Raw genomic sequence first — 17,699 nt, forward strand, 5'->3', positions numbered from 1 at the left:
TGAGATAGTGAAGAACGACCTGACGTTTGAAGTCGGTCGAGTATTTTTGCTTTCCCATAGAAACGAAGAACCCCTACTCGTTGGGTGTCCAACTTTCGGGGTTCACTTCACATGGGGCGGTCTTTTCATTTCCGTCTCTTGCGCTCCGCGTCGGGGCCATCGGAAGCCCGCTGCGCAGAGTGGCAGCAGGCAGGTGGTGGCGGCCTTATCCGTGTTCAAACATCCGGAACAGATAAACCACGAACAGCACTGGAGTGAGTGCTGGCAGCCTTATCCGTGTTCAAACATCAGGAACAGGTAAACGACAAACAGCACAAGATGGGTGGCGCCGTGCAGGGCGTGGGTGCGGCCGCTGCTGAAGGTCACTTTACAGACCATGAGGGTGGTGATGAGCAGCACCATGTCGGCAGGGGAGAGGCCCAGGCGCACTTCCTGCCCCATCAGGGAGCCGATGAAGAGCACGGAGGGTACCGTGAGGGCGATGGTGGCCAGCACGGAGCCGAAGTAGAGATTCATGGCCCGCTGCAACTGGTTGTTGAAGGCCGCCTTGATGGCGCCGACTGCTTCGGGAGCCAGCACGATACAGGCGACGATGAAACCACCCAGTGCCATCGGGGCTTCCATCACGTGCACCCCGTAGTTGATGGGGATGGCCAGGGTCTTGGCCAGCAGGATCACCACCACCAGGTAGGCGAGCAGCAAGAGGGTGTGATAGACGTTGCTCTGCAGCGGGCCGTGGTGATCCTCGAGATCCTCGTGATCGCTGTCGACGAAGAAGTGGCTGTGGCTGCGGGTCTGGATCAGCAGGAAGACACCATAGAGCAGGATGGAGATGATGATCAGCATCCATGACATGGCCTTGGAGAGGCTGCCCAGGGTGCCGCCCTGGGTGAAGTTCGGCAGGACCAGACAGAGCAGTGCCAGGGGAATGATGGCCACCAGATAGGATTTGACCCCGTCCAGATTGAAGTTCTGGGTGTGATAGCGCCAGCCGCCAAACAGCAGGGTGAAGCCCACCAGACCGTTGGTGACCAGCATCACCACCGCGAACATGGTGTCCCGGGCCATGGTGGGATTGGGATCGCCGGTCAGCATGACGGAGGAGATCATCACCACTTCCAGGGAGATGACCGAGAGGGTCAGGATCAGGGTACCGAAGGGTTCCCCGAGCTTGATGGCGAGGGCGTCAGAGTGACGCACGACGGAGAAGATGGCCCAGGTCACGATGGCAAGCAGGGCCAGCGACACCGGCAGGTAGACCGCAAGGGGGGTTGTCTCTGCCAGCAGGTCGCTCCCCAGGGTTTTGAAGAAGAGCAGGGTCAGCAGACCGGCAGGCAGAGCAATCTCTTGTCGGATAAAAGACTTCATAGGCAGTGGTTCTCATCTCGGGGCGGCCTCGGCCGACGGGGTATGGAGCGACTTGGTGCACCCAGGGTGCACAGACCCATGATAAGGGGAGATGCTCCTCATGCGGAGCATCATTTTGTTGCAAAGGGTGAGAGGCGGGGCAGGTGCCGCCTCAGTGCGGGTCGGAGGGGCTGGTTGTCTCGCCCTCTTGCCACGCCATCAGCCAGATCTTCAGTTTGCTCAGGGGCATGGGCTTGGCATAGACGTAGCCCTGGATCAGGTGGACTCCGTGGCGATGCAGGTATTCCACCTGCTCCTGGGTTTCGACCCCTTCGGCGATCATCTCCATGCCCGATTTGAGGCCGAAGGCGATGGTGGCATCCAGCACGCTGCGCTTGAGGTCGTCCGTGCCTATGGTATCCACGAACATCTTGTCGATCTTGATCTGGCGAATGCCGAGCCGTTGCAGGTAGGCAAAGCCGCCATAGCCAGTGCCGAAGTCATCCAGCTTGAAGTGATAGCCCCTCTCCTGCAGGGCTGCGATCTCCGCCATGGCCCCCTGGATGTGCTTGATGGGATCCCGCTCGGTGAGTTCGAAGGTGAGGCGGGCCGGCGAGGGCCAGCCATGGTGCTGCAACTGGGTGCGCAGGCGAGGCTGCTCGATATGGCCCGCCACCAGATTGACGCTGACCCACTGGTGCGGGGCCAGGACGGGGAGATCCGCCAGGATGCGCTCCAGCAGTTGATCCGTCATCGGCAGGATCAGCCCCTGCTCCTCCGCATAGGCGATGAAGGTGCCTGGCGACACCAGATCCCGTCCTCGCTGCCAGCGCAGCAAGGCCTCGAATCCCACCACCCTTCGGTTTCTGCTGTCCACTATGGGCTGATAGAAGGGGATGAACTCCCGCCGAGCCAGCCCTCTTTGCAGCAATCCTTTGAGGGAGCGCCGGTAGTTTCTAAGGCCTCAGTAGAGGGCCGCCAGCAGCGCCCCCAGCGCCCCGGCCGACCAGAGGCCATCGCGGTGTATCTGTGAGCGGGCGTAGCGTTTCAGTGCCTCGCCAGCCCAGAGGGTCTGCTCCACCTGATGCTGGGGATCGAAACTGAGCAGCCGCATCGGGTTTGCCTCTTCTCGAATGTGCTTGTTGCCACGGGGGAAAAAGAGCCCGAACTGGGCCGGGTGCTTGTGGTTGAACTCCAGATAGAAACAGTCGTTGCAGGGGGTGCGCAGCAGCTCATGGCTCCAGCTGCTGTCGAGCACCCAATAGGCCAGATTGCTGTTGCGTCTCGCATAGACCAGGGTTTCGCGTTCGGTATCGAACATGGGGGCCGTGCTGGATATATGAAAGTCGGGGGAGACCGGTATGCCGGCGTCGGCAAGCTGGGGCAGGGCGGGGCCCAGGGTGGAGCAGCCGCTCCCGTTGGCAAGCTGCAGGCCGGCCAGGCGAATATGGCGGTTGTAATACTGGGGTGAGCGCAGCAGCGCCATGTCTTTGGGGCCGCAATCGAAGGCAAAGTGGGCGAGTTGAGCGGGGACATCGTGATCCAGGAGCTGGTTGCGCTCCTGCTGGTAGTCGAGCAGAGCCCTTTCCTTTGTCTGCAACAGGTGGTGAGCCAGCTTGTCGCTCAACAGGGGGGTGAGCAACAGCATCAGCAGCGGGGGCAAACAGAAGAGGCCCAGAGGAATCCATAACGGAGATCGTGCAGACATGGTGGGCACCCTTCTTCCCTGAAATGAAACAACCCGATTGAGACTCAAGCATCATAGCATTAGCTGCATCGATTTGAGCCAAGTTGGTCACACTTGGAACAAAAACGATAATTAATTGATAAATAAAGGATATGGCTACACACCTGAACAAGATTCAATCGCTGACCTGTCATAAATGACAATTGTCCAGCTTATCTGAAGTGGCTAAAGTAGCGGTGCGGTTTGACTCACCGTGTGTTCAATACTCCTGTATCTATTTTGTCAGTAGCACAGAGTGTTAGTTTTGATATGAGTGTTTCTTTTGGTCCCCGCTGTGGGACCATTTTTCTGTCCGCTCCTCAGCCTGTGTCCCCTCGTTCTCTCCCTTGATGCCTCTCTCTTTTGCGACCTGCACTACGGCGCCGCATGACGCATCCGCCCGCTTAATTTGCAGAAGCGGGATCTTCATCCATAGGCGGCGTTTGGTCTGGGCTGATACCATGATGCCCTATGGATGCTGTCGGCTACGGAAAGGCACATGAAACTGACCACTCAACTCGTCTCTTTTATTACGCTGTGCGTGATCTCGGCCATGGCCATGGTGATGCTCGGCGGGGTCTTCAGTTTCCGCCAGATGGGAATGGAGCTGCAGCAGAACCGGGTCGACTCCCTAGTGGAGATCATCGACAAGCAGCTCGGGGTGACCGATGACCAGCAAGCCCTTGCCCGCTGGCTGCCCTCCCTGTTGCGGGCCTCCCATGTGGTGGAGCTGGAGATCCGTCAGGACAAGCAGCGGGTCTACTGGTTTCGCGATGTGCAGCAGCAGACGGACGAGAGCCTGCTGATCGCCTACAGCGAGGCGATCCCCAATCAGGCCGGGATGCGGGCCGACTTCAAGCTGGACAGGCCGTTCAAGGAGTTCGAGTACTCCATGAAGGCGATGTTCGGCATCTCTCTGGGTATCTTCATCGTGGTGTTCGGGCTCTGGTACTCCATCCGCTGGCTGCGTCTGCAGTTGCGCGGTGCCGAGCTGCTGGCGGAGCGTGCCCAGCTGATCCTGGATGGCAAGCTGACCAAGCTGGCCCATGACCCTGCCGAGGAGTGGCCTGTTTCGGCCAGTCAGGCCCTCACCCATCTGCTGACCGAGCTGGCCGACGCCCGCAAGGAGCGCAGCCGCTTCGACAACTTCATCCGCAGCAACGCCTTCGTCGACAAGACAACGGGCATCGGCAACCGCCTCTTCTTCGACAACCGGCTGGAGAGCGCCATCATGGAGGCAAGCGTGATCAGCGGCGGTGTGCTGCTGATCGAGCTGGCCGGTCTGGAAGAGCTGGATCCCGAGCTGAGCGGGCGCCCGAGCCAGGAACTCCTGATGGAGGCGAGCGCCACCATCGCCGCCTTCGTGCGAAAGCACAGCGGAGCCCTGCAGGCGCGCTATGCCGGTCAGGTCTTTGCCGTGCTGCTGCCGAACATGTCAGAGAGCGAGATGGTGGACGGCGCCAGCCAGTTGCTCAAGAGTCTGCAGCGGCTGCACTGGCCCGAAGCGGTCAATGCCGACACCGCCGTCTATCTCGGTGCGGTCTGCTATCAGGCACAGGATTCCCTGCTCAAGGTGCAGGAAGAGGCGGAGCTGGCGCTCAAGAGCGCACGCCTGCAAGGACACAGCGGCTGGTTCCTGTTCGAGAAATCCCTCAACGAGGAGGCGAGCAGCAAGGGAACGGTGCGCTGGCGCACCCTGATCAGCCGTCGCATCGAGGAGCAGGGCATCGACTTCTACGTCCAGCCTGTGCAGCAGGAGCGGGATCAGGTGGTGTTGCAGCAGGAGCTGCTCATCCGCCTTCACGACGAGCAGGGCCGGGAGCTGCAGGCGGGGGTCTTCATGCCCATGGCGGAGAAGGCCGGTCTGCTGCTGCCGCTGGACAGGCTGGTGGTGGCCCGAGCCTTGCGACTGCTGCGCCAGCGACCGGCATCGAGCTGCCCTATCAGCCTCTCTCTGTGCGCCCAGAACCTGCTCACCCGCGAGTTCCAGCGCGAGCTCTTCTTCGAGCTGTTCCAGTTGCCGCGTAGTACCAACGAGGGGTTGATCCTGCAGTTGTCGGAGTCCCAGGTGACCCGCCACTACGAAGCCCTCAAGCGGCCGCTTCGGGCGATGCGCATGCTGGGGTGCAGGCTGGCCATCGATCATGCGGGCCAGGACGTGGTGAGCACCCAGTACATCAAGGAGTTCGAGATCCACTTCCTCAAGCTGCACCCCAGCCTGGTGCGGGAGATCCACCTGCGCCAGGTCAACCAGATGGCGGTACGCAGTCTGGTGGGGGGCTGTGCCAATACCCAGACCCGGGTCATCGCGGTGGGGGTGGAGAGTGGCGACGAGTGGAAGATGTTGCGACACCTGGGCGTGCATGCCGGTCAAGGTCCCTGGTTTGCCGACCCCGAGCCCCTCAACCTGCCTGACTAGCGTCCCGGCCGGGGTGACAGGCGGCCCTGCTCCTCCAAGCCCGCCAGCCCCTGCAAGCCACCTGTGTGGATGAAGACGATCTTGCTGCCGCGCGCAATCCGGCCTGCCGCCAGTTCGCGAAACAGCCCCCACATCGCCTTGCCACTGTAGATGGGTTCCAGCGGCAAGCCGGTTTCGGCACTGAATGCCTGCACCCATTGCCAGAGTGCCGGACTGAATCTGGCATAGCCGCCGTCGTGGTGATCCAGCGCAATGCGCCAGCCCGGAGTAGTGGCCGCCGCCGGATGCAACCGGCATACCTCGCCGGTGATGAAATCGGCCCCCTTGAGCACCGCGATGGCCAGGATCTGCTCCTGCGCCCGCTTGCCCGCGATGAGCCCCGCCAGGGTGCCGCCGCTGGCGCAGGGCAGCACCCAGAGATCCGGCGAGAAGGGCACCTCGTCGACCAGCTCGGCCACCCCGGGGATGGCCAGCGGGCTGCTGCCTCCTTCCGGTACCAGCAGGGTGTCGTCATCCTCGAACCTGGCAAGCCATTCGGGATCCTGGCGCCGACGATAGTCCTGCCGGTCGACAAAAACGAGATCCATGCCCCAGCCTTTCGCCGCTTTCAGGGTGGGATTGCTGACGGTATCCCCTTCACCGCGTATGATGCCCGTGGTGCGCAGTCCCAGTCTGAGTCCTGCTGCGGCCAGGGCGTGAATGTGATTGGAGTAGGCGCCGCCAAAGGAGAGGATGTGGCCCTTGCCCAGCATCTGTGCCTGTTGCAGATGGTATTTGAGCTTTCGCCACTTGTTGCCGGAGAGGGTCGGGTGGATCAGATCGTCCCGCTTGCACCAGAGCGTGACGTCATGGGCTGCCAGCAGAGGATGCCGGATCCGGTGCAGGGGGGAGGGGAGCTGAAGGGGCGCCATGGGATCGTCTCCCGTGGGTGCCAGCGTGGCCGTCGATGCGTCGTTTGTCATAAAGTTGGAGGCTAATAGCCTGTTTATGTTAAGGTTTAGTCCGTTTTACGCGGCCAGGTGAAGATCCAGATGAAGTCACTGTTCAGGCGTTCTCCCTCCAGCCATCAGGTCGGGATCCTGCTGGCCAGCGATCGCATTCTGCTGGCCTGCGTGGACCCGGTTCCCGTGTTTGCCAGCCAGCCTGTCAACGGCCCCCACGACTGGTCCAAGGCCCTGGCCGAGCTGTTTTCCCGGTACGGTCTGGCCAAGTCTAAGGTGCGGGTGGCCCTCGCGGCCAGCCTTTATCAGCAGATCCAGATCGACAAGCCCGCCGTCCCCGATGCCGAGATGGCGGGGGCCCTGCCCTGGGCCATCAAGGATTTCGTCAACGAGCCGGTGTTGCAGCTCGCCATGGATTATGTGGACCTGCCGACGCCCCCTGCCGGGCGTCCGCGCATCAACGTTGTCTGCATGCCCAAGAGCCGGGTGCAGCAGGTGGCGGATGCGGTCAACGGCGCGGCGACCCTGGAGGCCATCGTCAGTGACGAGCTGGCCATGACGGCCCTCTACGAGGCGGACCAGATGGTGCGCATGCTGCTCTGGCAACCCCGGGGGCAGGAGCTGCAACTGCTGGTCTTCCATCGGGGTGGACTCTGTTTCTCCCGCCAGTTGCGCGGATTTGCGAGCCTCACCGGCAGCCATGAGCCAGATGCCGACCAGCTCGACGCGCTGGCGCTGGAGATCCAGCGATCCATCGATTATCTGGCCGGCCATCTCAAGCTGCCCGAGCCCGGCCAGTTGCAATTGGCCATCGCCTCCTCCGCCATGGGGGTACTGGTGCGTCACCTGGAACAGACATTCGGTTTCCCGGTGTCGGCCATGGCAAACAAGGCGGTACTGGCAGGAGTCGAATACCTCAGTGCCTATGGCGCGGCCCTGGGCAGGAGCGACTGATGAAACACCATATCAACCTCTATGGCGCCGAATTCCGGCCAAGACGCCTGTGGGCCAGCCTGCCCCAGATGGCGTTGGTCTGGGGTGGCGTCCTGGTGCTGCTGCTGGGGGCCACCCTCTTCTATGGCTGGCAACAGCAGGGCCTCGATCGTGAATTGGCTGGCGTGCGGGCACAGCTCGACGTGCAGCGCGGCGAGGCCAGGCGTCTCGATGCGGAGCTGGCGCGCCATCTGGCGAATGCAGACTTGCAGCGGCAACTGGCCGACAAGCGGGAAGAGCTGGGGGCCAAACAGGCGCTGATGCAGCAGCTTGGCCACCTCTCCCTGCAAAAATCCCAGGGCTATGCGGGGGTGATGGCGGACCTTGCCCGCCTGCGGGATCCCCGCCTCTCCCTGCAACGGATCGAGATAAGCGACGGGCGCATCAACCTCGCGGGTGTGGCCGAACGCAGTCAGGACGTGCCCGCCTGGGTGAACCGCTTTAAACAGACCCCCTCCCTGGCGGGCAAGCAGTTTGGCGAGCTCACCCTGAGTCGGGACAAGGAGGGCCAGCTTGCCTTCCAGCTCAGTGGCATAGCGCGGGAGACTCCCTGATGGACATGAAGGCACAATGGCAGGGATGGGCGCAGCAGATCGCAGCCCTCAGCCTGCGTGAGCGGATCCTCATTCTGTTGACCGGGGTCGTGCTGCTCGGGGCCATGGGCATCTATGGCTGGCTGGATGACGCCGACACCCGGCTGGGCCAGGATCGGCAGGCCCTGGCTGCGGCGCAGCGGGATCTGGAGATCCTGACCCTGGAAAACCAGGGCAAGCAGGCCAGGCTGGGGCGGGATCCCGATGCCCAGGTGCGCGATCAGCTCGCCGGCGTCGAGACTTCCCTGCGCCAGATGGATGCCGAGCTGCTGGCTCAGACGGTGGATCTGATCCCCGCCCACGAAATGCCCGCGGTGCTGGAAGCCCTGTTGTCCCGCTCCGCCAACCTGCATATGCTGGCGCTCACCTCCCTCAAGCCCGAGCCGCTGATGGCCGGGGAGCAGAAGGTGAACCTGTTCAGGCACGGCATCCGGCTTCAGCTGGAGGGCGGCTATTTCGATGTCTACCAGTACCTGAAAGCGCTCGAAGCCCTGCCTCGCCACTTCTACTGGAAGGGCTTTGACTACCGGGTGGTCGAGCATCCCAAGGCGGCGGTAGCGATGGAGATCTACACCCTCAGCACCAGCAAGGAGTTCATCCGTGGTTAAGCGGCATGTCGGCGGGACGGGATCCCGCATTTTTGCCTTCCCATCCTGGCGCTGGCTGGCCCTGTGGGGGAGCCTGCTCGCGCTGCAGGCCCAGGCCGAGGTGCTGCAGGATCCCACCTTGCCCCTGGCGGGATCCGGTTCGGCGGCGAGTGTCGCCAAGGAGGCCGGTCTGCCCAGGTTGCAGAGCGTCATCCTGGGGAGCGGGCCCGCCCTGGCGGTGCTCGACGGTCAAAGCTACCGGGTCGGCCAGCAGGTCAACGGATTCCGGCTGGTGGGGATCAGCGCCGACAGCGTGGTGCTGGAAAAAGCGGGCAAACGCCAGACACTGACCCTGTTTGGCAGCAAGATCCGGATGTGAAGTGGGTGTCGCACGGGATGGTGCGGGCCAGGTTTGTCGAGTTTCATAGCGAGTCAGGTGCACGAATAACATGAAAAAACACCCTTTTTGTCTGCTTCCCCTCGCGCTGGCGGTGGCGGGTTGCACTACCTATCGTCACCCCGAGCCGGTACAGGCCAAAGATGCACTCAAGCAGGCGATGAGCGAGCAGAGCCCGACCGCCCCCCTGACTTCCCTGCCGCCCTCGGTGCAGAGCGAGCTGTTGCAGCTCAATCGTCCCCAGCAGCCGATGACCATTCCCGAGAAGCGGATGCGCATCGCGGCCCATGACGTGGACGCGGTGGAGTTCTTCGGCTCCCTGTTCAAGGGCTCCCGCTACAGCGTGGCGGTCCATCCCGGTGTGGCGGGCGTCATTTCGGTAGAGCTCAAGGACGTGACCCTGCAGGAGGCGCTGGCGACCGTCGGCGACATGTACGGCTTCGACGTACAGCGCAAGGGCAACGTGTTCCACGTCTATCCCGCCGGTCTGCGCACCGAGACCATTCCGGTCAACTACCTGATGATGGCCCGGCGCGGTCTCTCCCGTACCTCGGTGAGCACAGGCGGGGTGACGGCCAACGACAACAACAATGGCAATAACAACAACTTCGACAACGGCCTGAACAACAGTGGCAACAACAACAGCCAGGGCAACACCGCCAGCGGTGACAACAACACCAACAGCAACGGCACCCGCATCGAGACGGACAGCAACAACGATTACTGGACCGATCTGCGGGATGCCCTGCAGACCCTGATCGGCACAGGGGAAGGGCGGGCCGTCATCACCAGTCCCCAGGCGGGCCTGGTCACGGTGCGTGCCTATCCCAAGGAGCTCAAGGCGGTGCGCGAGTTCCTGGACCAGTCCGGCGAACACCTCAAGCGCCAGGTGGTGCTGGAGGCGCGGATCCTGGAAGTGTCCCTCAACGAGGGTTACGAGCAGGGGGTGGACTGGAGCGGCCTCTCCGCAAGCTGGGACGGCGGCAAGGGCATCACGGGGGGCGGCTCCCTCATGGACAGCCCCATCGCTTCGACCCCCAACCAGATCTTCCGGGCTCTGGGGGGCGGCGCCGGTTTCACCATCTCCGATGGCAACTTCAACGTCGCGGTCAGCCTGCTCAAGACCCAGGGAGACGTGAACACCCTCTCCAGCCCGCGCGTGACGGCCACCAACAACCAGAAAGCGGTGATCAAGGTGGGGACGGACGAATACTTCGTCACCAACGCCTCGACCACCACCACCACCTCGGGGACTTCGGCCCCCATCGTCACCCCGAACGTGGAGCTGACCCCCTTCTTCTCGGGGATAGCCCTGGACGTGACGCCCCAGATCGACGAGCAGGGCAAGGTATTGCTGCATATCCACCCCTCCGTCATCGACACCGAGGAGCAGAGCAAGACCATCAACGTCGGCACCGCCGATCCCCTGGTGTTGCCGCTGGCCAAGAGCTCCATCCGCGAGTCCGATACCGTGGTGCAGGCCAACAATGGGGACATCATCGTCATCGGTGGTCTGATGAAGACCGACAGGCAGGAGATTGTCAGCAAGGTGCCCCTGCTGGGTGACATCCCCTGGGTCGGCGAGGCCTTCACCAACCGCCGGGAGAGCAACCGCAAGGTGGAGCTGGTGATCCTGCTCAAGCCCACCGTGGTGGAAAAGGATACCTGGCAGAAAGAGCTGCAACGCTCCTCCGAGCTGCTCGACAAATGGTATCCCCCCAAGGGCTGATCCGGGATGACGCGCCTGTTGAGCACTCCTTCTCCCATGTGGCGGCCCCTCCCGGCTGCCGCCAGTCTGCCCTGCCCGACGGCGGTGGCACCATGTCGCTGATCCGGGGCTGTCTGCGGCTGCGCGCCCGGGACTCTGGCCGGGAGGGGGCATGTATCTGAGTCACTTCGGACTGCGGGAGGCCCCCTTCGGCCTGACCCCGAACACCGGTTTCTATTACGGCCTGCCCCCCCACGAGGAGGCCATGCAGGTGCTCAACTGGGCGCTCTCCCAGGGGGAGGGGTTCATCAAGGTGACCGGCGAAGTCGGCACCGGCAAGACCCTGCTCTGTCGCAAGCTGCTGAGCGAGCTCGGCTCCGAGGCCTGCCCGGTGCGCCTGGCCTGGCTGCCCAACCCCCATCTCACTCCGGGGGAGCTGCGCACGGCCCTGGCCCTGGAGCTGGGGTTGACGCTGGCGGGGGAGAGCGAGCTGGATCTCACGGATCGTATTCACCGCCATCTGATCTCCCTGCATCGGCAGGGGAGCCGGGTGGTGGTGCTGATCGACGAGGCGCAAGCCCTGCCGGACGAGACCCTGGAGGCGATCCGGCTGTTTGGCAACCTGGAAACCGAATCCAGCAAGCTGCTGCAAATCGTGCTGTTCGGTCAGCCCGAGCTGGATGCCAGGCTCGGGCAGCCCCGTCTTCGCCAGTTGCGCCAGCGCATCGGTTTTTCCTACCGCCTGCGGCCGCTGCGGCTCGACGAGACCCGCGCCTATCTGGAGTACCGGCTGCAGGTGTCCGGCTATCGCGGGGCCGCCCTGTTCGATGGCCGCGCCCTGCGCAGGCTGTGGCGCGCATCCCGCGGCATTCCCCGCCTCATCAACATACTGGCGCAGAAGTGCCTGATGCTGGCCTATGGTCGCGGTGTACGGCGGATCGACAGCGCCCTGGTCCGGCTCGCCATCCGGGATACCGATGATGCCCGCCGTGGCCGTCTCACCCTCTGGTGGCCCCTGTTGTTGTTGCTGGGCACCGCCCTGGCGTATGGAGTCTGGTCATGAGCGTGATCAATCAGATGCTGAAAGATCTGGATAGGCGTCAGCAAGAGGCCGAGGGAGCCGCCGTCTATGTGGCGCCGGTGCGCCAGCAAGGCTGGTGGATGCTGGTGCTGACCCTGCTGTGTACCCTGGCCCTGGGGATCCTCGGCTGGCGCACCTGGATCTTCTGGCAGCAGAGCCAGCGAGCCTCCCTGCCAGCGGCGCAGGTCGAGGCCCTCCGCACTGCCCCTGCGGCGGCGCCATCCGCGCCCCTGGCCGTGGTGGCCACCACGCAGGCGGTCTCCTCTGCCGCGCCAGTGGCAAAGGTGCCCGCCGCCAGTGCCGAGTCGACCGCCACGAGAGTGGCCCCCTCCGCAGCCGAGCAGGTTCCGGCCGATGAGGCCGTGCTCGCCGATGAGGGTAATCCGCAGGAAGCGCTGGGGGACGAGACGATCCCGAGCGACGAGGAGCTGCAGCCGGACCTCTATGCCGAGCTGGCTGCTGAGCAGAGTGCCGAAGAGGCGCCTGCACCCGCCGCGCCGCGCAAACCCGGGATCCTGAAGATCGAGACGGTGGAACTCTCCGACGCCGAGCTGGCCACCCTGGCCGAGCGCAAGGCGACCACGGCCATGGCCAAGGGACGGATGCAGGAGGCGCAGGATGGCTACTACGAGGTGCTGGCCCACGATCCCCACAACCAGGGGGCACGGGAACAGCTGGCGGGCCTGCTCTATGGCGCCGGACGGCTGACCGAGGCCGCCCAGGTGCTGGAAGAGGGGCTGAGGCTGGATCCCGCGCAGGCGGACCTGCGTCTGCTGCTGGCCCGTGTGGCCATCAGCGGCGGGGATCGGCAGAAGGCGCTGGACTGGCTCACTGGCTATCAGCCCGATATCGCCAGCAATCTGGATTATTACGCCACCTGGGCCGGTCTTGCCCAGGAGCTGGGGCAGCCTGTCCAGGCGTCCGAGATGTACGTCAGGCTGCTGCGCCAGCAGCCGGATCAGGGGCGCTGGTGGCTGGGACTGGGGGTGGCGGAGGATGGTCAGGGACACCGTCAGCGGGCACTGGATGCCTATCGCAATGCCCAGTTGCACGGCAATCTGGGGGAGGCCTCCACCCAATGGCTCGAACAACGAATTGGCCAACTGACCCATTGATTAAAGCGGCAGTTCGATGAGCCCATGCCATCGGACCAGGCAGCGGGCGTGAAGCAACAGAGATCGGAGCAACAATGGCACAACCCAGACTGAAAATGCGCCTAGGCGACCTGCTGGTACAGGAACAGATCATCTCGGATGATCAGCTGCAGCTCGCCCTGCAGCAGCAGCGCCAGACCGGCCGCAAGCTGGGGACCACCCTCATCGATCTCGGCTTCATCAGCGAGGTGCAACTGCTGACCTTCCTCGCCCGTCAGCTGGATGTGCCCTTCTTCGATCTCAACAACCTCACCATCGACGTCTCGGCCGTGGCGCTGTTGCCCGAGGTGCAGGCGCGTCGCTACCGGGCGCTGGCCGTCAACCTGAGCGACGACAAGGTCACCGTGGTGATGTCGGATCCGGCGGATCTGAGCGCCCTCGACGCCATCGCTGCCCTGCTCAGCCCGCGGGAGCTGGTGCTGGCCGTGGCCCGTGAAGGCCAGCTGCTGGAGTATTTCGACCGCCTCTATCGCCGCACCCGGGAGATAGAGAACTTCGCGGTGCAACTGCACGAAGAGCACCAGGAGACCGGCTTCGAGCTGGGGGCCGGCAGCCTCAATGCCGCAACCGACGAGGGGGAGGCGACGGTGGCCAAGCTGCTGCGCTCCCTGTTCGAGGACGCGGTACAGGTGGGTGCCTCCGACATCCATATCGAACCGGACGAGAAGGTGCTGCGCATTCGCCAGCGTATCGACGGCGTGCTGCATGAGAACATCCTCAACGAGGTGCGCATCGCCCAGGCGCTGGTGCTGCGCCTCAAGCTGGTGGCCGGGCTCGACATCTCCGAGAAGCGTCTGCCCCAGGATGGCCGTTTCAACATGAAGGTGCGCGGCCGCGACGTGGATGTGCGGATGTCCACCATGCCGGTGCAGTACGGGGAATCCGTGGTGATGCGGCTGCTGGATCAATCCTCCGGCATCTTGTCGCTCGCCGAGACCGGGATGCCACCCGCCATCCTGACCCGCTTCCGCCGTCAGCTCAAACGCCCTCACGGCATGATCCTGGTGACGGGCCCGACCGGCAGCGGCAAGACCACCACGCTCTACGGCGCGCTCTGTGAGCTAAACCAGGCGAGCCACAAGATCATCACGGTGGAAGACCCGGTGGAGTACCGGCTGCCCCGGGTCAACCAGGTGCAGGTCAACCCCAAGATAGGCCTCACCTTCTCCCAGGTGCTGCGCTCCACCCTGCGCCAGGATCCCGACATCCTGCTGGTGGGGGAGATGCGAGACAACGAGACGGTGGAGATAGGCCTGCGCGGCGCCATCACCGGTCACCTGGTGCTGACCACCTTGCACACCAACGACGCCGTCACCAGCGCCCTGCGTCTCATCGACATGGGGGCCCCCGGCTATCTGGTGGCGAGCGCCCTGCGGGCCGTGGTGGCCCAGCGGCTGGTGCGGCGGGTGTGCGAGCACTGCGCCTGCGAGACGGCGCCGGACGAGGGGCAGGCCACCTGGCTCTCTGTGTTGTCGGGGGAGGCGCCGGGCCAGCACAGTTACCGCAAGGGGCGCGGCTGCCAGAGCTGCAACTTCACCGGCTACTCGGGCCGGATCGGGGTGTACGAGCTGCTGGAGCTGGATCAGGCCATGATGGATGCCCTGCGCCGCAACGACGCCGAGGGCTTCGCCCGGGCGGCGCGCGAACACGAACACTACCGGCCCCTGGCCTTGACGGCGCTCGACTATGCCCGGGAGGGGATCACCTCGGTGGACGAGGTGCTCAGGCTGGCCGAGGATCTGGGCTAAGCCATGGGATCCTTTGCGTACAAGGGACGCGACAGTCAGGGTCAGGCCGTGAGCGGCGTGGTGGAGGCCGCCAGCGAGCTGGCCGCCGCCGAGCAGCTGATGCGCCGCGGGGTGATGCCCACCGAGCTGAAAGCGGGCAAGGCGAAATCCGCCAGCATCGACTGGTCGCTGCTGCTGGAGGGGGGCGTCAAGCTGGAGGAGCTGGTGGTGTTCAGCCGCCAGATGTATGCCCTGACCCGGGCCGGCATTCCCATACTGCGCGCCATCGCGGGGCTGGAGGAGAGCGCCCACAGCAAGCCGCTGAAGCGGGCGCTGCACGCCCTGGGGGAGGATCTCGGCAATGGCCGGCCGCTGTCGAGTTCGATGCAGGCCCACCCCAAGGTGTTCAGCAGCCTGTTCGTCGCCATCATCCACGTCGGCGAGAACACCGGCCAGCTGGAGGAAGCCTTCCTGCAGCTCGCCAACTACTTCGATCTGGAGCTGGAGACCCGCAAGCGGATCAAGACCGCCATGCGCTATCCCAGCTTCGTGATGATGGCCATCGGCATTGCCATGGTGATCCTCAACATCATGGTGATCCCGGTGTTCGCCGGCATGTTCGCCAAGTTCGGGGTGGAGCTGCCGCTGGCGACCCGGATCCTGCTGGCCACCTCCCACTTCTTCGTCAACTACTGGTGGCTGCTGCTGGCCCTCCTGGTGGGGTCCGTGGTCGGCTGGCGACGCTGGGTCGCCACCACCAAAGGCAGGCTGACCTGGCACAGATGGCAACTCAGGCTGCCCATCGTCGGCACCATCATAGAGCGCTCCCTGCTTGCCCGTTTTGCCCGCAGCTTCTCCATGATGCTCAAGGCCGGGGTGCCGCTGAACACGGCGCTGACCCTGGTGGCCGATGCGGTGGACAATGCCTGGATGGCGGGACAGATCCGCGACATGCGGGGCGGCATCGAGCGCGGCGAGAGCCTGCTGCGCACCGCCGGCGCCAGCGGCCTGTTCACTCCATTGGTGATGCAGATGATCGCGGTGGGGGAAGAGACCGGCCAGGTGGACGAGCTGCTGCACGAGGCGGCCGAATACTACGAGCGGGAGGTGGACTATGACCTCAAGAGCCTCACCGCCCGCATCGAACCCATCCTGATCGGCATAGTGGCGGTCATGGTGCTGGTGCTGGCGCTCGGTATCTTTACGCCCATGTGGGACATGATGCGGGCAGTGAGGGGTCAGTCGTGAGTTATCTGTGCAACCAGCATCTTCACTCTCCCAATGGCGGGGAGATGATGCGGGCCGTGCGGGGCAAGTGATGCGATGAGCAGACAGTCCGAGCAGGATGAGCGCTGGCTGGGAGGCTACAGGCGGTTGATCGCCTGCATCCTGCTGCTGGTCATCCTTGCCACCCTGGCCCTGAGCTATCGCAGCCACAGGGAAGAGGCGCTGGCGGTCAGCCTGACCCTGCTGGGGGAGCAGTTTGCCGAGCGGGTCCAGCGGCTGCACGGGCGCTGGCTCGATGAGCGGCGCCCCGCCGTGCTCCATGCAGAGGGGCGGGCCTGGCAGTTCGATGGGCGAGGCTGGCCGCTGGCGGTGTTGCCGCTACAGTCACCGTCCGAGAACTGCCGCGGGCTCTGGTCGGCCATGCTCGGCCAGGAGGCGCTGTCGATGCCCACCCTGCAGGTGCTGGCCAGCCCGGATGGGGAGGGATGCGAATTTGGTTGGGAGGCTAACTGGTTGATCTATCGTTTCGCCGATGGCAGTTTGCTGAACAAATCTTGAACAGTATCGTTCTAGCGTCTCGGCGGCATGATTTTTTTCTGTTCACATGAAATAATGCGGAACATTACGGAGGCTGCATGGCAACAAAGAGAGTGATACCCGGCCAGGGGCCCGGTCAGATGGCCGGTTTTTCCCTGATTGAGCTGGTGATCGTCATCGTGATCCTGGGGATCCTGGCCGTCACCGCCTTGCCCCGTTTTCTCGACGTGACCGACGAGGCGAAGAAGGCCAGCGTGGAAGGGGTATCGGGCGGCTTCGCCACCGGGGTCTCCCTGGTGCGGGCCCAGTGGGAAGCCGAGGGGCGCGCCAGGCAGGACAGTCTCAACACAGTGCTCTACGACGGTTCTCGCTTCTATCTGACCACGCCGACCGACAGCCAGGTCAGCAATGGCCAGCTCTCCCCCGGTTATCCCATGGACACGGCGGCGAGCGGCGCTCCCGATGTGGACCCGGCCAATCTGACGGCGGCCCGCTGTCTCAATATTTGGGAGGGCCTGTTGCAGAATCCTCCCAAGGCGACCGCCAACTTTGACGAGGTGCGCGGTAGCGGCAATGACCTGAAGTTCTATGCCACGGTGAGCAACAATGGACTGGATTCGGTCTGCCGTTACTATCTGGTCAACAGCCTGAGCAAGGGAAGTGATGGGCGCTATCAGGACCCGCAAGGGAGCACGGATGAGTTCATGAGTTTCAGTTACCGCCCGGCCTCCGGCCAGGTGACTACCAATATCAATTGATAAACAGAGGAAAACGTAATGAAGAAGCAAGCGGGTTTTACCCTGATCGAACTGGTGATTGTCATCATCATCCTGGGCATTCTGGCGGTCACCGCCGCGCCCAAGTTCCTGAATCTGCAGGATGATGCCAATAAGGCAGCAGCCCAAGGTGTAGCGGCAGCTGTGAAGAGTGGAGCCCAGCTGGCCTTTAGTCGCTCGGCGATCGATGGAACAGAAAAGATGGATCGTACCGAAGGTGCTTCTGTTGCCGTAGGCACCGGTCATGCCACCATAGCTTTTGGTTATCCTCAAGCTACATCCGCTGGCATTGGCATGATGGTTTCTCTGGATGGAGGCTGGACCCTGAGCAAAGAGGGGAATGGTACTGCTGCAGCTGAATTCACGTCCGACCAAGCCAACAGCTGTACGGTTACTTACCAAGAGGCCCAGGCTGAAGGTGAAGCATTCAAGGTTGCAGTAACTGGCGACAACTGTGACTAAATAGCAGAGTAAGGCGAGGCTTCG

Annotated in this window: 16 protein-coding genes and 1 pseudogene; 14 read left to right on the forward strand and 3 right to left on the reverse strand. The window is 63.5% G+C overall.

Going from position 1 to position 17,699, the window contains the following annotated elements; genetic code table 11:
- Positions 1-270: 270 nt before the first annotated feature.
- Both PG883_RS10190 and PG883_RS10195 read right to left on the reverse strand, forming a co-directional pair.
- The gene (locus PG883_RS10190) at positions 271-1,368 is read right to left on the reverse strand and encodes a calcium:proton antiporter (RefSeq protein ID WP_010672612.1); all 1,098 of its coding nucleotides are present in this window, start codon (positions 1,366-1,368) and stop codon (positions 271-273) included.
- 151 nt (positions 1,369-1,519) lie between these two features.
- Positions 1,520-3,055, reverse strand: a pseudogene (locus PG883_RS10195) (EAL domain-containing protein).
- A gap of 517 nt (positions 3,056-3,572) precedes the next feature.
- Between PG883_RS10195 and PG883_RS10200 the strand changes: the two are divergent.
- Positions 3,573-5,492 carry an EAL domain-containing protein gene (locus PG883_RS10200; RefSeq protein WP_041212201.1) on the forward strand — a complete coding sequence of 640 codons (1,920 nt, stop codon included), beginning with the start codon at positions 3,573-3,575 and terminating at the stop codon, positions 5,490-5,492.
- Here PG883_RS10200 and PG883_RS10205 read toward each other — a convergent pair.
- Positions 5,489-6,403 carry a 1-aminocyclopropane-1-carboxylate deaminase/D-cysteine desulfhydrase gene (locus PG883_RS10205; RefSeq protein WP_167292704.1) on the reverse strand — a complete coding sequence of 305 codons (915 nt, stop codon included), beginning with the start codon at positions 6,401-6,403 and terminating at the stop codon, positions 5,489-5,491. The two genes, PG883_RS10200 and PG883_RS10205, sit on opposite strands and share 4 nt — an antisense overlap.
- Positions 6,404-6,523: 120 nt before the next feature.
- On the opposite strand from PG883_RS10205, the gene PG883_RS10210 reads away from it, so the two are divergent.
- The 13 genes from PG883_RS10210 to PG883_RS10270 all read left to right on the forward strand — a co-directional run bounded on the left by PG883_RS10210 (position 6,524) and on the right by PG883_RS10270 (position 17,675).
- Entirely contained in the window at positions 6,524-7,387 is an 864-nt protein-coding gene (locus tag PG883_RS10210; RefSeq protein WP_069785482.1) for an MSHA biogenesis protein MshI, read from the forward strand.
- A complete protein-coding gene (locus PG883_RS10215; protein WP_010672617.1) occupies positions 7,387-7,980 on the forward strand; it encodes a PilN domain-containing protein in 594 nt (197 codons plus the stop codon). Before PG883_RS10210 ends, PG883_RS10215 begins: the two co-directional genes overlap by 1 nt.
- Positions 7,980-8,627, forward strand: coding sequence for an MSHA biogenesis protein MshJ (locus tag PG883_RS10220; protein ID WP_041212204.1), 648 nt, complete (start codon positions 7,980-7,982; stop codon positions 8,625-8,627). The genes PG883_RS10215 and PG883_RS10220 overlap by 1 nt, the downstream gene beginning before the upstream one ends.
- Positions 8,628-8,655: 28 nt before the next feature.
- Positions 8,656-8,985 (forward strand): SctD/MshK family protein, encoded by a 330-nt coding sequence (locus PG883_RS10225; RefSeq protein WP_042015443.1) that lies wholly within the window; start codon positions 8,656-8,658, stop codon positions 8,983-8,985.
- Positions 8,986-9,055: 70 nt separating this feature from the next.
- The gene (gene mshL, locus PG883_RS10230; RefSeq protein WP_010672620.1) at positions 9,056-10,732 is read left to right on the forward strand and encodes a pilus (MSHA type) biogenesis protein MshL; all 1,677 of its coding nucleotides are present in this window, start codon (positions 9,056-9,058) and stop codon (positions 10,730-10,732) included.
- Positions 10,711-10,893 (forward strand): hypothetical protein, encoded by a 183-nt coding sequence (locus PG883_RS10235; RefSeq protein WP_125117024.1) that lies wholly within the window; start codon positions 10,711-10,713, stop codon positions 10,891-10,893. The genes mshL and PG883_RS10235 overlap by 22 nt, the downstream gene beginning before the upstream one ends.
- Entirely contained in the window at positions 10,884-11,774 is an 891-nt protein-coding gene (locus PG883_RS10240) for an ExeA family protein (protein WP_010672622.1), read from the forward strand. The genes PG883_RS10235 and PG883_RS10240 overlap by 10 nt, the downstream gene beginning before the upstream one ends.
- Entirely contained in the window at positions 11,771-12,907 is a 1,137-nt protein-coding gene (locus PG883_RS10245; protein WP_125117025.1) for a tetratricopeptide repeat protein, read from the forward strand. Before PG883_RS10240 ends, PG883_RS10245 begins: the two co-directional genes overlap by 4 nt.
- Before the next feature lie 74 nt (positions 12,908-12,981).
- Complete coding sequence (gene mshE, locus PG883_RS10250) at positions 12,982-14,694, forward strand: MSHA fimbrial ATPase MshE (RefSeq protein WP_270807183.1); 1,713 nt, start codon at positions 12,982-12,984, stop codon at positions 14,692-14,694.
- A 3-nt stretch (positions 14,695-14,697) separates the two neighbouring features.
- On the forward strand, positions 14,698-15,921 hold the full coding sequence (locus PG883_RS10255; protein ID WP_270807184.1) for a type II secretion system F family protein: 1,224 nt from the start codon (positions 14,698-14,700) through the stop codon (positions 15,919-15,921).
- A gap of 75 nt (positions 15,922-15,996) precedes the next feature.
- Positions 15,997-16,458, forward strand: a complete 462-nt coding sequence (locus PG883_RS10260; protein WP_182935688.1) for a hypothetical protein — start codon at positions 15,997-15,999, stop codon at positions 16,456-16,458.
- A gap of 77 nt (positions 16,459-16,535) precedes the next feature.
- Entirely contained in the window at positions 16,536-17,195 is a 660-nt protein-coding gene (locus PG883_RS10265) for a prepilin-type N-terminal cleavage/methylation domain-containing protein (RefSeq protein WP_103255113.1), read from the forward strand.
- An 18-nt stretch (positions 17,196-17,213) separates the two neighbouring features.
- A complete protein-coding gene (locus PG883_RS10270) occupies positions 17,214-17,675 on the forward strand; it encodes a prepilin-type N-terminal cleavage/methylation domain-containing protein (protein ID WP_134997123.1) in 462 nt (153 codons plus the stop codon).
- Positions 17,676-17,699: the final 24 nt, after the last annotated feature.

Source organism: Aeromonas sp. QDB25 (assembly GCF_027707725.1).
Taxonomy (GTDB): domain Bacteria; phylum Pseudomonadota; class Gammaproteobacteria; order Enterobacterales; family Aeromonadaceae; genus Aeromonas; species Aeromonas caviae.

What these genes read in the sequence shown, in the direction of transcription:
- PG883_RS10190 (WP_010672612.1), bottom strand. Translation starts at nt 1,368, where the DNA reads ATGAAGTCTTTTATCCGACAAGAGATTGCTCTGCCTGCCGGTCTGCTG.
- PG883_RS10200 (WP_041212201.1), top strand. Translation starts at nt 3,573, where the DNA reads ATGAAACTGACCACTCAACTCGTCTCTTTTATTACGCTGTGCGTGATC.
- PG883_RS10205 (WP_167292704.1), bottom strand. Translation starts at nt 6,403, where the DNA reads ATGGCGCCCCTTCAGCTCCCCTCCCCCCTGCACCGGATCCGGCATCCT.
- PG883_RS10210 (WP_069785482.1), top strand. Translation starts at nt 6,524, where the DNA reads ATGAAGTCACTGTTCAGGCGTTCTCCCTCCAGCCATCAGGTCGGGATC.
- PG883_RS10215 (WP_010672617.1), top strand. Translation starts at nt 7,387, where the DNA reads ATGAAACACCATATCAACCTCTATGGCGCCGAATTCCGGCCAAGACGC.
- PG883_RS10220 (WP_041212204.1), top strand. Translation starts at nt 7,980, where the DNA reads ATGGACATGAAGGCACAATGGCAGGGATGGGCGCAGCAGATCGCAGCC.
- mshL (WP_010672620.1), top strand. Translation starts at nt 9,056, where the DNA reads ATGAAAAAACACCCTTTTTGTCTGCTTCCCCTCGCGCTGGCGGTGGCG.
- PG883_RS10235 (WP_125117024.1), top strand. Translation starts at nt 10,711, where the DNA reads ATGGTATCCCCCCAAGGGCTGATCCGGGATGACGCGCCTGTTGAGCAC.
- PG883_RS10240 (WP_010672622.1), top strand. Translation starts at nt 10,884, where the DNA reads ATGTATCTGAGTCACTTCGGACTGCGGGAGGCCCCCTTCGGCCTGACC.
- PG883_RS10245 (WP_125117025.1), top strand. Translation starts at nt 11,771, where the DNA reads ATGAGCGTGATCAATCAGATGCTGAAAGATCTGGATAGGCGTCAGCAA.
- mshE (WP_270807183.1), top strand. Translation starts at nt 12,982, where the DNA reads ATGGCACAACCCAGACTGAAAATGCGCCTAGGCGACCTGCTGGTACAG.
- PG883_RS10255 (WP_270807184.1), top strand. Translation starts at nt 14,698, where the DNA reads ATGGGATCCTTTGCGTACAAGGGACGCGACAGTCAGGGTCAGGCCGTG.
- PG883_RS10260 (WP_182935688.1), top strand. Translation starts at nt 15,997, where the DNA reads ATGAGCAGACAGTCCGAGCAGGATGAGCGCTGGCTGGGAGGCTACAGG.
- PG883_RS10265 (WP_103255113.1), top strand. Translation starts at nt 16,536, where the DNA reads ATGGCAACAAAGAGAGTGATACCCGGCCAGGGGCCCGGTCAGATGGCC.
- PG883_RS10270 (WP_134997123.1), top strand. Translation starts at nt 17,214, where the DNA reads ATGAAGAAGCAAGCGGGTTTTACCCTGATCGAACTGGTGATTGTCATC.